Origin of the sequence: Fluctibacter halophilus (assembly GCF_020687825.1) — a bacterium.
Taxonomy (GTDB): domain Bacteria; phylum Pseudomonadota; class Gammaproteobacteria; order Enterobacterales; family Alteromonadaceae; genus Fluctibacter; species Fluctibacter halophilus.
The window spans coordinates 41,167-54,035 of sequence record NZ_JAJEWP010000003.1 but is presented as its reverse complement, the minus strand read 5'-3'; the positions used below and the strand labels follow the sequence as shown (position 1 = coordinate 54,035).

Annotated in this window: 14 protein-coding genes; all 14 read right to left on the bottom strand. The window is 49.8% G+C overall.

The genetic code is table 11. The annotated features are described in order from the left end of the window. Window positions 1–31: 31 nt before the first annotated feature. The 14 genes from LJ739_RS11830 to rpmH all read right to left on the bottom strand — a co-directional run bounded on the left by LJ739_RS11830 (window position 32) and on the right by rpmH (window position 12,429). A complete protein-coding gene (locus LJ739_RS11830; protein WP_229160773.1) occupies window positions 32–817 on the bottom strand; it encodes a ParA family protein in 786 nt (261 codons plus the stop codon). 56 nt (window positions 818–873) lie between these two features. Continuing rightward, the gene (rsmG, locus tag LJ739_RS11825) at window positions 874–1,524 is read right to left on the bottom strand and encodes a 16S rRNA (guanine(527)-N(7))-methyltransferase RsmG (protein WP_407646780.1); all 651 of its coding nucleotides are present in this window, start codon (window positions 1,522–1,524) and stop codon (window positions 874–876) included. Next, window positions 1,524–3,425 carry a tRNA uridine-5-carboxymethylaminomethyl(34) synthesis enzyme MnmG gene (gene mnmG / locus LJ739_RS11820; RefSeq protein ID WP_229160771.1) on the bottom strand — a complete coding sequence of 634 codons (1,902 nt, stop codon included), beginning with the start codon at window positions 3,423–3,425 and terminating at the stop codon, window positions 1,524–1,526. Before mnmG ends, rsmG begins: the two co-directional genes overlap by 1 nt. Window positions 3,426–3,965: 540 nt before the next feature. Continuing rightward, a complete protein-coding gene (locus tag LJ739_RS11815) occupies window positions 3,966–4,748 on the bottom strand; it encodes a DUF4097 family beta strand repeat-containing protein (RefSeq protein WP_229160769.1) in 783 nt (260 codons plus the stop codon). A gap of 72 nt (window positions 4,749–4,820) precedes the next feature. Further along, the gene (locus LJ739_RS11810; RefSeq protein WP_229160767.1) at window positions 4,821–5,990 is read right to left on the bottom strand and encodes a hydroxymethylglutaryl-CoA reductase; all 1,170 of its coding nucleotides are present in this window, start codon (window positions 5,988–5,990) and stop codon (window positions 4,821–4,823) included. A 111-nt stretch (window positions 5,991–6,101) separates the two neighbouring features. Then, window positions 6,102–6,917 carry an ATP-binding protein gene (locus tag LJ739_RS11805; RefSeq protein WP_229160765.1) on the bottom strand — a complete coding sequence of 272 codons (816 nt, stop codon included), beginning with the start codon at window positions 6,915–6,917 and terminating at the stop codon, window positions 6,102–6,104. A 3-nt stretch (window positions 6,918–6,920) separates the two neighbouring features. After that, window positions 6,921–7,565, bottom strand: a complete 645-nt coding sequence (locus tag LJ739_RS11800) for a DnaT-like ssDNA-binding domain-containing protein (protein ID WP_229160762.1) — start codon at window positions 7,563–7,565, stop codon at window positions 6,921–6,923. 3 nt (window positions 7,566–7,568) lie between these two features. Next, complete coding sequence (gene mioC / locus LJ739_RS11795) at window positions 7,569–8,006, bottom strand: FMN-binding protein MioC (RefSeq protein WP_229160760.1); 438 nt, start codon at window positions 8,004–8,006, stop codon at window positions 7,569–7,571. An 8-nt stretch (window positions 8,007–8,014) separates the two neighbouring features. Then, window positions 8,015–9,385, bottom strand: a complete 1,371-nt coding sequence (gene mnmE, locus LJ739_RS11790) for a tRNA uridine-5-carboxymethylaminomethyl(34) synthesis GTPase MnmE (RefSeq protein WP_229160758.1) — start codon at window positions 9,383–9,385, stop codon at window positions 8,015–8,017. Window positions 9,386–9,387: 2 nt separating this feature from the next. Beyond that, window positions 9,388–9,870 carry a YajQ family cyclic di-GMP-binding protein gene (locus LJ739_RS11785; protein ID WP_229160756.1) on the bottom strand — a complete coding sequence of 161 codons (483 nt, stop codon included), beginning with the start codon at window positions 9,868–9,870 and terminating at the stop codon, window positions 9,388–9,390. An 80-nt stretch (window positions 9,871–9,950) separates the two neighbouring features. Continuing rightward, window positions 9,951–11,594 (bottom strand): membrane protein insertase YidC, encoded by a 1,644-nt coding sequence (gene yidC, locus LJ739_RS11780; RefSeq protein WP_229160754.1) that lies wholly within the window; start codon window positions 11,592–11,594, stop codon window positions 9,951–9,953. Between the two features lie 63 nt (window positions 11,595–11,657). Then, window positions 11,658–11,963 carry a membrane protein insertion efficiency factor YidD gene (gene yidD / locus LJ739_RS11775; RefSeq protein ID WP_229160752.1) on the bottom strand — a complete coding sequence of 102 codons (306 nt, stop codon included), beginning with the start codon at window positions 11,961–11,963 and terminating at the stop codon, window positions 11,658–11,660. After that, window positions 11,930–12,286 (bottom strand): ribonuclease P protein component, encoded by a 357-nt coding sequence (rnpA, locus tag LJ739_RS11770; RefSeq protein WP_229160750.1) that lies wholly within the window; start codon window positions 12,284–12,286, stop codon window positions 11,930–11,932. The genes yidD and rnpA overlap by 34 nt, the downstream gene beginning before the upstream one ends. Before the next feature lie 8 nt (window positions 12,287–12,294). Further along, window positions 12,295–12,429: a 50S ribosomal protein L34 gene (rpmH, locus tag LJ739_RS11765; protein ID WP_082633349.1), complete on the bottom strand. Its 135-nt coding sequence runs from the start codon at window positions 12,427–12,429 to the stop codon at window positions 12,295–12,297. Window positions 12,430–12,869 lie beyond the last annotated feature (440 nt).

The following is a 12,869-nucleotide window of genomic DNA, read 5'->3' as shown; positions in this document are numbered from 1 at the left end:
TTTTTACCTCTCTGCCCTTGAAGTCCAAGCGCTAGCTGGCTTGTTTCAGGTGTTTGTCTCGACGGCGCAAAATTTCTCCGGCCAGGGCCAGATATGCTTTTGCACCGGTGGAAGATTTATCATAGTACATTGCCGGCGCACCAAAACTTGGGGCTTCGGCTAACCGCACATTGCGCGGGATCACAGTGCGATATACCTGCTCACCGAAGTGACGCTTCAATTGCTCTGAAACATCATTGGCAAGACGATTGCGGGGATCATACATGGTGCGCAGCACACCCTCAATTTTTAAATCGGGATTCACCACTGAAGCGAGCTTTTTGATGGTATCCATCAAAGCGGTCAGGCCTTCCAGCGCATAGTACTCACATTGCATCGGCACCAGCACAGAATCTGCAGCAGCCATCGCATTGACTGTCAATTGACTGAGCGATGGCGGACAATCTATGAACACATAATCGTAATAGTCACGCACCGGGTCCAGCGCTTTACGCAAACGCACTTCCCGGGCAAACAATTCCATCAGCTTGATTTCAGCAGCGGTTACGTCGCTGTTGCCAGGGATCAGATGGTACTTACCGGTGGTTTCCGTAACGATCACTTCATTGATCGGCTTGTCTTCAATCAGCAATTCGTAGCTGGTCGCGTCAACGTCATATTTGTCGATACCGCTGCCCATTGTTGCGTTACCCTGTGGATCGAGGTCAATCAACAACACTTTGCGCTTGGTCGCCGCCATGGACGCCGCCACGTTGACAGCAGTCGTGGTTTTACCCACACCACCTTTCTGATTTGCAATTGCAATGACTTTGGCCAAAATTCCCATCCACACAGTGATTGAACAGGGCGCTGCGCTGCTCCCCGGTACGAAACTTAACGATGACTGGTTTTGCCCAATACTAGCAGATGCCGTTGCCCTTCGAGACGCGGTACCTGCAATTCGATGGTATCGTGCAGAACAAACGGTTCAGGCAAGGTCTCAACTTCCTGCGTCGGAAACTGACCTTTCAACGCCATGAACGTTCCCTGAGAATCTACCAGATGCGCACACCAGTGCAACATATCTTTTAGCGACGCAAACGCACGACTGAGTACAGCGTCGAATGGAATTTCCGGATGATAGTCCTCGACACGGCTTTGCACCGGGGTAATGTTATGCAACCCCAATTCAAACCCAACTTGCTTCATAAAACGTACCCGTTTACCCAGACTGTCGAGCAAAACGAAGTGTTTGTCCGGGTTGAGAATTGCCAGTGGGATCCCCGGTAAGCCGGGGCCCGTTCCAACATCGATGAAACGGCTGCCGTGTAAATGGGGCGACACCACAATGGAATCCAAAATGTGCTTGATCAGCATGTCCTGTGGATCGCGCACCGATGTCAGGTTATACGCCTTATTCCATTTGTGCATAAGCAGAATGTAGTCCACCAGCAAGTGCTGTTGTTGCTCACTGACATCCAGTGCCATCATGCCTTGCAACGCTTCACACAACTGTGCGCGCAGGCTGGCCTTGAGTGCTTCCATCAGGCAGATACCTTGTCAGCTTTGCGCAGCAAACCCTGTTTTTTGAGGTGTACCAACAACAATGAAATGGCTGCAGGTGTAATGCCGGAGATACGCGAGGCTTTGCCGATTGTCTCAGGTCGTGCATCTGTCAGCTTGGCAATCACTTCATTGGACAGTCCGGAAATGCTGCTGTAATCGAAATCCATCGGCAACAACGTGTTTTCATGCCGCTGTGTTTTGGCAATTTCGTCTTTTTGCCGTTCGATGTAACCGGCATATTTGATTTGGATCTCTACCTGTTCAGCGGCGCGAGGATCGTCAATACCGGGGCCAAAGGCCTCAAGGGCCATCAACTGCGCATAGGTCATCTCAGGTCGACGGATCAGATCTTCGAGACTGTGTTCCCGGGTTACCGGATTTTTCAAAACATTGTTAAGGGTTTCCACCGCTTCATGTCGTGGATGGATCCAGGTGCTCTGCAGCCGCTGTTTTTCCAGTTCAATGGCGTCCATTTTTGCATTGAACGCCGCCCAGCGCTGATCGTCGACCAAACCGATCTCACGTCCTTTCGGGGTCAGGCGAACATCCGCGTTATCTTCGCGCAATAACAACCGGTATTCAGCACGGCTGGTGAACATACGATACGGTTCTTTGGTTCCCATGGTGGACAGATCATCAACCAATACGCCGGCATACGCTTCATCACGACGCAAAATAAATGGCTCTTTTTCAGCGACCTGCAATGCGGCATTGGCACCGGCCAGAAGTCCCTGAGCGCCAGCTTCTTCATAACCCGTTGTGCCATTGATCTGGCCGGCAAAAAACAGTCCGTCGATAAACTTGGTTTCCAGAGTTTGTTTCAGATCCCGCGGATCAAAAAAGTCATATTCAATGGCGTAGCCAGGACGAATGATGTGGGCTTGTTCAAACCCTTTGATCGAACGGATCATCGCCAATTGAACGTCAAACGGCAAACTGGTGGAAATACCGTTTGGATACACTTCAATGCTGTTAAGCCCTTCGGGTTCAACAAAGATCTGATGGGTATCTTTGTCAGCAAAACGCATGATTTTGTCTTCAATCGAAGGACAATAGCGTGGACCAATGCCTTCAATCACCCCGGTGTACATGGGTGAGCGATCTAATCCAGACCGAATGATGTCATGGGTATTACTGTTGGTATGGGTGATGTAACAAGGGATCTGGCGAGGGTGCTGCTCAACGCTGCCCATGAAGGAGAATACGGGTGTTGGTGTATCGCCGGGTTGTTCCTGCATGACACTGTAATCCAGTGTTCTGGCATCCAATCTTGCCGGCGTACCGGTTTTTAATCGGTCGACCCTGAATGGCAGCGCTCGTAAACGTTCAGCTAAGGCTATTGACGGAGGATCGCCTGCACGGCCACCACGGAAGTTTTCCAACCCAATGTGGATGGTTCCCCCTAGAAACGTACCTACAGTCAGTACAACGGCGTTAGCGGCGAATTTAAGCCCCATTTGTGTAACAACCCCGACAACGCGATCGTTTTCGACGATCAGATCGTCACAAGACTGTTGAAACAATGTCAGGTTAGGTTGATTTTCCAGGGTTGCCCGAATCGCATTTTTATACAGGGTTCTGTCAGCTTGCGCCCGGGTAGCACGCACAGCCGGGCCTTTACTCGAATTCAATGTGCGAAATTGAATACCACCTTTATCGATGGCAGTCGCCATTGCACCACCCAGGGCATCGATCTCTTTTACCAAATGACCTTTACCAATACCACCGATGGCTGGGTTACATGACATTTGGCCCAGGGTTTCAATGTTGTGTGTCAGCAGCAATGTAGACGCACCCATACGCGCAGCGGCAAGAGCAGCTTCTGTACCGGCATGCCCTCCACCCACAACGATTACGTCAAATTTTTCAGAATAAAACATTGCCGTACCTCACGAATCAACCATTAAGACCCTTGTTCGATCTGAACAGGGATCGCTGATCAGATCGTTACATCGCTTGATCTCTCGATCGGCGAAAAAAAGGGCGCATATTCTAGCCGTATTTTAGTACAAAGGAAATCCTTAAAACACTCGCTGGTATGGGACATTAACGGTAATGATGAATGGAGGGAAGAACTAGGATCGTCAAGAAGATCCCGATCCTAATCTTTATGATCTTTTTAGATCTTTTGTTTATTAGATCTATTATTAAGGCCGACAAGATCTGTGTGTATCTGCTTTTTATTAATATAAATCAATTAGTTAAAGAAGGATCTAGGGTGTGGATAACGAGTGATCGTTCGGGTATAAGCTGGGATCAGATCGCTGTTTTATCCACAGTCGTTTTTTGACGTGATCTTATTAAGTGAATAAACAGAGCCTTTTAAAGGCTTATACATAGTTTTATGCACAAATGTGCGGATCAGGTGATCTACCTGTGGAAAAGTTGTGATCCCCGATCCGCCGGATCTGATCGTCGGATCAGTGTTCTTTCAGCGATACGCTGCCACCGCTGGTGTGCAATTTAAGGCGAGGTCCACCGCCATTGATAGTGCCGCGGATGGCTTGCTTCTTCACCCGACCATCAACATCAAAATCACTGCGTACGCGACCACCACTGGTAGTGGCATTAACATCCAGTTGCACATCGCTAGGTAAGTACGCTGTGATCGAGCCGCCGGAGGTATGCAATTCGGCATCTTGTGTTGGTTGGCTGGCGAAGGTTACCGTGATGCTGCCTCCGGACGTGTGTGCATCAATTTGCCCATCCACTTTGTCAGTGCGTATGGAGCCACCTGAGGTGTGCACATTGACGTTCCCCTGGACACTGCCTATCGAGATACTGCCACCGGATGTGTGAGCCTGGATATTGCCGCGTAAATCAGCAATATCGATGCCGCCACCTGCGGTTTTCAGATCAAGGTCGTAATGGTGTGGTACGCGCAACGTATAGCGTACTTTTAGCTGTTGACGCCAACGGTGACCATGGGTGACTTCGCCTCGAATCCAAACATCGTTGCCTTGTTGTTTGGCATCAACGGCAAAATCATCAGCATCTTTGCCCTCTATCAGAACCTCTATCTCGACGCTGTCATCCCCATGGGTGTCGACATCCAATGCACCAACATCTGTTTTTAAGTGCAATGTGCCCCCCTGGGCGACATCGAAGGTATATTGCTGATCGGCATGAGCAACCAGGCAGGTGGAGCTGAAGAGCAGTGCGGCTGCACAAAGCAGCGGTTTTTTTACCGATTGTGTGTTCATTGGATCGTATTCCTTTCAGGTGTAATTACCGTTAAGTCGCATTCGATCCAACGAAGGTTTAAATGACTTACCTCAGGGGCGATTGCGACCATAGTGGTCGTGACTCGATACCCATTCATCTGCCACGATCGCGGCAGCCAGCGACAATTCTCCGCACAACACCGTTGCTGCGACGATTTCGGCAAACTTGAGTGCCTTGCCCTGACCGTAGCAATCAAGCGCGCCCAGGCATTCTCGTGCGGTAGCCAGACCTGTTCCTCCGCCGTAGGTAGCAACGATTAACGAAGGAATGGTGACAGAGAAGTAGTAGTCACCATTGGGTTTTATTTCACTGTAGGTGAAGCCGGAGGCCGATTCTGCGACATTGGCAACGTCCTGACCGCAGGCGATAAACAATGCGGTAATACCGTTGGCAAAGTGCGCACCATTGCTGACCGCACCGGAAACGATTGCACCCATGTTGGAATACTGGCGTTGTTCAAACAACGCCTGTGGACTGATATGCAGGGTATGTTTGAGCATCTCGGCCGGAATTGTTGCTTCCGCCACCACCCGTTTGCCACGGCTGTGCAGCGTGTTCAGATGTGAATGTTTTTTGTCCGTGTCCAGGTTGGCAGCCAGGGCAAAATGTTCCAGACCATCAATATTGTTAGACAGTATCCATTGACAGGCTTCCCGGGTGGCTTTGGTGACCATGTTCTGACCAGCAGCATCGCCAGTGCTAAAATTAAACCGTAACCAACGCAGTTTGGCGACCGCGTATTGCTCGATATTGCGCAGTTTTCCCACTGAGGTTGTTGATTCTGCGGCCCGTTTGATGTCCTCAAAGTGTGTTTCAACCCAGCGCCCAAACGCCTGGGCTTTGCGCGCATCGGCAAAGCGAAACACCGGTGCCCGTTGCATTGCATCATCCAGCACTGTCGTGGTAATGCCCCCTGCTTCGCGGGTCAGTCGCATACCGCGACTGTAGCTGGCCACCAACGTGCCCTCAGAGGTGGCCATAGGGACATAGAACTGACCACTGGCGTGTTCACCATGGAGGGTTAATGGGCCTGCAAAGCCAATCGGAATTTGCGCAACGCCAGTAAAGTTTTCGACATTGCCGGGCAATTCTTCTATGGGTTGTGAGTAGTGCCCGACATGCTGAAGAGACTGACCGGTTTGTTGCTGGATAAAAAGACGTCTGCGCTGGGCTGACGCTTCGGTGTAGTCATTTGCGGGGTCTCTTGGAATAGACGACATGCAAGGCTCCAGTAGTGAATGCTGTGACTAATAGTAGAAACAGCATTCCCGAAGTTACAATTGAACCTTTCAATAGATTGCATCATCGTCATGAATGCACGGTGATAGGGATTAGCGCACCTGATTGGGTTTGTAGCCGGCTACCCGGGTTGGTTCCGGCGCACTGGGTACAACGGCTTTGCGTCGACTGGGTCCACTGAACCGCACCTTATAGGTGTCATATTCTTTGATCGATTCAAAGCAATAGGCGCCCAATGCTTGTTCCAATTCAGCCAGATTGTGGTTGGTGATCAGAATACAATTCTTATTGTTAACCAATCGTTGTCGCAGCAAATTGCCCAACCAGCTTTGGGCATTCTTTTTCAGTATGGTTTCGTTGACGCACACTTCGTCGAGGATGAGCAAATCGACGTCTTGCAGCTCCTGCTGCATTTCACGGAATTTTTCGCCAATGTTGTCCTGTGCACTGTAGTCATACGAGAAGAAACGCATTTCCAGCAATGTTGATAACTGGCGGTACAGGACAGTAATTTCATACTGATCGATCAACTGGTGGGCAATCGCGCCGGCAATGTGTGATTTACCGCGCCCGTAATCGCCGTAAAAAATCATCATGTGTGAACCGGATTGTCGCCAGGAAGGATCATCATGGGCTGCGATAAAGGAATGGGCGATACTAACGGCCTCAACCACATCCTCGCTGTCTTCGACCAGATTGGCAAAGGTCCACTTCGGATTCAGCTCTGAGCGTCCGTGCAGTTGTTCAATACGTTGGCGTTTGGATTCCTGTTGTAGCTTTGCCACGTCTTGATTGGCTTGTGTTTCGTAATCTTTGCGCAATGTGTGGTAGTCAGTGTAACTATCACTGATCACTTTTTTGCCCAGTGATTTGGCCAATGCGTCTATTCGTGCCTTGATACTGTCCACGGCTTAGTTCTCTTTTTTACGGTACTTTTCCATTAACTGTCGGGCATTGTCATCCACTTCAATGCCAGCTTGGGTGGTGACGGTTTGCAACCCGACTTGTTGTCTCGGTGCGCCATACGCGAGGCGCTTCTGGCGCAATTGAAAGACAAATTTCTGGGTCCATTGGAACGGACTGAACTGCATTTGTGGGCGACCCAGCCAGTAGGCAATAAACTCACCCAATTCATGCTCACTGTACGCCTTATCGATGAGTCCAACAAGAGTGGCAAGGTCCTCAAATACGCTGTCTTCAGGTTGCCACTCCCGGTGCATCGCATGCCAGTTGCCGTGGGTTTGCTGGAATGCATCCTTTGGTGATTGCGCCAATGGCAGCATGACCTGTTGACCGTTAAGGCTTTGTTCCAGCGACTGACTTTCATTCAGAGCAACCAGTCCTGCAGTGATCAATTCACCCAACAATTCATTAATGTCACGGCCCAACTTAACCTGAAAATGGGCATCATTGACCAGAGTAAGCAGCGTTTTATAGTGGATCGGAGCCGAGTATCCACTGCTGGGATCGTGGTCCGGACGTAACCCCAACAGATACAAGGTTCTTGCAGCGTTTGAAATAGGCTGTTGCAATGCCTCGCGTTCGTCACCGGTCATCACTCACCCCAGTTTGTCCAGCTGGTGGCTGAGCCATTTCACAGCTACGTCTTCAGGAATGGGGTGGTTCAGTACATCAATGTGCAAGGGAGCATGGAGCATTTCTGCACCTGCGTCCCGTAACGCCTGTTCAATTTTTATCGCCCCATGACAGTAGGTGTCGTAACTGCTGTCACCCAAGCCGATAAGCATGACCGGTTGAGCGGTCAAATCGGTTGATTTGAGTTGCTCGAACCAAGGTTGTATGTTGTCCGGCAAATCACCTGCACCATGGGTAGAGCTGCAAACCAGCCAGATTGCATCTCTGCGTAGCGTTGGCATATCCGGTGTCAGGTGAATGTTGCAGTGATGTCCGTGCTGCTGCAAAACCTCACTCAGAGCATCTGCAACATATTCACTCGCGCCCAATACACTGCCGACAATGATTTCGATATGTGCCACATTGGCTCCTATTTGCCGATACAAAATGAGGAAAAAATACGCCCAAGCAGATCATCGGAACTGAATTCACCGGTGATTTCATTCAGGTGTTGTTGGCAAAGCCGCAATTCTTCCGCCAATAACTCGCCAGCCTGATGATCCAACAATTGCCGCTGACCATTGTCAAGGTGTTCGGCTGCCCGTTGAATGGCATCGAGGTGACGACGTCGGGCGATAAACTGTCCCTCTCCACCAGCACGAAAGCCCATGCAGTCTTTCAGGTGTTGTTTCAGGTTGTCCAGACCTTCCCCGGTGCTGGCTGAGACCGTATAAATCGGGTACTGGCCTTGATTGTCAACGCCAATACTTTCTCCGGACAGGTCAGCTTTATTGCGTATGACTGTCATACCCATTCCGACCGGCAGTCGGTCGACAAATTCTGGCCAGATGTGTTGTGGGTCATTGGCATCCGAGGCGCTGGAATCTACCATCAGCAATACTCGGTCGGCGCTGTTAATTTCTTTCCAGGCGCGGTCAATTCCGATTTGCTCCACTGGATCATCGCTGTCTCTCAGGCCTGCTGTATCAATAACATGCAGGGGCATGCCATCCAGGTGAATATGTTCTTTTAGGACATCCCGGGTCGTGCCCGCGATGTCAGTCACGATTGCAGCTTCCCGTCCGGCCAGAGCATTGAGTAAACTGGATTTGCCGGCGTTGGGTTTGCCGGCAATCACCACTTGCATGCCTTCTCGCAACAGACTGCCTTGCTGTGCCTGCGTCTGGACCTCACTGACTTGCGTAATGATATGCTGTAGGTCGTTAAGGACTTTGCCATCGCTGAGAAAGTCGATTTCTTCGTCAGGAAAATCGATAGCCGCTTCAACGTACATACGCAGATGGATCACTTGTTCGACCAGGCTGGACACGTGGTTTGAAAACTCACCTTGCAGAGAGCGCAATGCGCTACGAGCCGCCTGTTCTGAGCTGGCATCAATCAAATCGGCGATCGCTTCCGCCTGGGCAAGGTCGAGTTTGTCGTTCAGAAAAGCCTGTTCGCTGAATTCGCCGGGGCGTGCCAGACGGACACCTTTCACCTGGGTGACTGTGCTCAACAGCATGTCCATCACAACGGGGCCACCGTGACCCTGTAGCTCAAGGACATCCTCGCCCGTAAAAGAATGGGGGCCTGCAAAATACAATGCGATGCCTTGATCGATCTGTTGCCCGTTGGCATCTAAAAAATCACCGTAATAGGCGCGCCGTGGTTCAGGGCAATTGCCAAGTACTGACTTGGCCACCCTGGCGGCTAACGGACCGGATACACGCACAATGCCAACGCCCCCCCGGCCTGCCGGAGTGGCTTGAGCAGCAATGGTTTCATGCGTGCTGATGGACATTGTTAATCCCGGAAATTATTGAATTGAAAGGGTTGGCCAAGATCTGCCTGTTTGACCTGTGCCATGACTTGTTGAAGGTCATCGCGCTTTTTACCCGTCACCCGCAGTTGTTCACCCTGTATCGCGGTCTGAACTTTGATTTTGCTGTCTTTAATCAGCTTTACCAGCTTTTTGGCGGTGGCTTGATCGATGCCCTGCTGGAATTTGACCACTTTGCGATGATTTTTGCCGCTGATCTGATTGTCCTGGGGATCCATCACGTTGGTATCAACATTCCGCTTAGCCAGCGCATTGCGCAACATATCCATCATTTGTTTGATCTGAAAATCACCCTCAGCCGCCAGGGTTACGGCATCATCCTGTAGGGTAAAAGTGGCTTCTACACCGCGAAAATCAAAGCGTGTACTCAATTCTCGGTTGGCGTTATCTACGGCATTTTTTACTTCAACCATGTCTACTTCAGACACAATATCAAACGAAGGCATAGCGGTTCCTTTTTGATCGTTGAGCGTTCATTAGGGTGAAAAGCCCGCTGTTGCGGGCTTTTATGCGTTTAGCGTTATGCTTAGCTGGTTTTCAGTCCGCGTTTTTCCATCGAGCTGTATATTATTTTAGCCTGTACCAGCGTAATGACGTTGCTGATCAACCAGTACAACACCAGACCGGCTGGGAATATGAAGAAGAACAGACTCATGGCAACGGGCATCCATTGCATGATTTTCTGTTGCATCGGATCCTGAATGGTCATTGGTTGTAGCTTTTGCAGCAACCACATGCTGACACCGGTCAGAATTGGCAATACAAAATACGGGTCTTTAACCGACAGATCGGTAATCCACAATGCAAAGTCTGCGTGACGCAATTCAACACTTTCCAGCAGTACCCAGTACAACGCCAGGAAAATCGGCATTTGCAGCAACAACGGGAAGCAGCCACCCATTGGGTTAACCTTTTCCTTACGGTACATTTCCATCATCGCCTGAGACATTTTCTGTCGATCGTCGCCATAGCGCTCTTTGAGCTGCTGCATTTTCGGCGCCAGGTTACGCATTTTAGCCATCGACTCATACTGTTTCTTGGTCAATGGGTACATGGCACCTTTCACGATGATGGTAATGATAATGATTGCCACACCCCAGTTGTTGACCAGTTCGTGGATCCATTGCAGCAATTTGAATAACGGTTGTGAAATGAACCACAGGAATCCGTAGTCAACGGTCAGGTCAAGACCGCGGGCAAGTTGTGCCAGCTTGTCTTGATCTTTGGGACCCATGTACAAGGTGCTCTTCAGCGTGCCTTGCTGACCGGGGGCAATGGTTTTGCTTGTGGTGGTGTAGCCAATCACCGCAAATTGATCAGACAGTATGCGACTGTTCAGTTTATTGGTTTCTTCCTGCGGGGGGATCCAGGCAGACACAAAGTAGTGTTCCAGCATTCCGACCCATCCACCGACAGTGGATTTGTTCAGACGCTCGTCCTCAATGTCATCAAATGAATACTTTTCGTAGCGCTCATCCGCGGTTGAATAAGCAGCACCCCGGTAAGTCGGCATGAACATACTGCCTTCGGGCAGGTTGATGGTCTGCTTGAGTTGGGCAAATTGTTGAACCTGTTTGTTGCTGTCACTGGTATTGGTGATTTCATAGGTCACATCAACATAATGCTCACCACGATAGAAGGTGAATACCTTTTGCACCGTCATGTCTTGTGATTGCCAGGTGAGTGGCACACGCAACGTATCGCCTTGCATCGAATAACTGTCCTGGGCTGCCTGATAGTTAGCGCGACCGCTGGCAGTATCAATGCCGTCAGGTCCAATCAGACCACTCTGGGCAACGTACAGCGTTGCATTGTCCGGACGCAGCAGGCTGTAAGCATCGTCAGCGCCCTGGGTAACCGGAAAGTCGACCAGGTTAGCGGCAATAACGTCACCACCACGGGTATCAATAGACACATCCAGTGTATCTGTCTTCACAGTAACAACGCGACTGCTGTTGGCCACCGCAGTGGAAGGAAGATCGTGTGAGCCTAAATCGGTGGTTGCGGGAATGTCTGCTGAATCAGAACCTTCGACGGACAAATTCTGTGAATTCGGGGCGGTTGTTACCGGCGCTACGGGTTTAGGGCCGTAATCCAGTTGCCATTGTTGCCATAACAGGAAACTGACCATCAACAGGCCAATCACCACGAGTGTGCGTTGGGATTCCATAGAGTTCTCTTTATTGTACCGCTGTATCACGACCAACTGACTGGGCTACAGGCATGTGTCGGTCTAGTTTTTGTCGTGTTCCTGGTGTGCGGTATGGTCAGACGAAGGAGCGTGACAACAGGTTGTTGATGACGCTTTGTCTGGAACCGGATCGACACCGCCAGGATGTAAAGGGTGGCATTTTAATATGCGTTTAACGGTTAACCAACCACCAATTGCGAATCCGTGCCGATTTATTGCCTCAACAGCATAATGTGAGCATGTAGGATGGAACCGGCAATGGGGTCCGAGCAGTGGTGATATCCAACGCTGATAGACGTGGATCAGGCCGATGCTCAGGCGTCGCAGCGCTTGGCTAATTTTTTCCATAACTTGCTTAGCTGATGTCGGATTTCGTCGTTGCTCAGTGTATCAAGGTTGGACTTTCCGATCACAATGATGTCAATGCTGGGTAGTTGGTGCTGTTGATGACGGAAACTTTCGCGAATGAGGCGTTTGATGCGGTTGCGTTGACAGGCTTTGCGTACGCGTTTTTTGGACAGCGTTATGCCCAGTCTGGGATGTTCCAGTTGGTTAGCTGTACCGAGTAAAGTGAGGGTAGGAGATACCGCCGGGGTGGCGTTTGTAAAAACAGATTCAAAGTGGGAGGGAGTTAAGAGCCTCAACTCCCGGGAAAACGAATTTTCGCCCACTTTGGATATTAAGCTGACAAGCGCGCACGGCCTTTAGCACGACGACTAGCTAGAACCTTGCGGCCATTCTTTGTCGCCATACGGGCACGGAAACCGTGTGAACGCTTACGCTTTAAGTTACTGGGTTGAAATGTTCTTTTCATGACCAAGTCCCGCTACATAAGGTTAAAAGGTTAATGAACACCGGGGTGCTCAAAAAGGACGCTGAATTCTAGAGATCAATTGCACAGTTGTCAATCAAAGATCGCAACGATCTGTAAATATTTGATGGCCTTTTTAGCCGCAGGTGTTAGTAAGTAAAATAAAAGTGCACAACATATCCACAGGAACTTAAAGGGGTGGCCCTAATTGGTTATTTTGTCGGCACGTTTTTATCCAACGACAACAACGGTTACTAACAAATAAATTTCAATAATAAAAAATAATAAGAATAATAAAATTTATTATAAACAATGGTTTATGTGTCTTTTTTGTCCAAAGCATAAATAAGCGAAAGATCAACGTTGAACTTTACCGTGGGATGCTGCGATAATTCACAGCCCGCTTCAGAGGTGGGTACAATAACGCAAAAAAACCAGGTTCC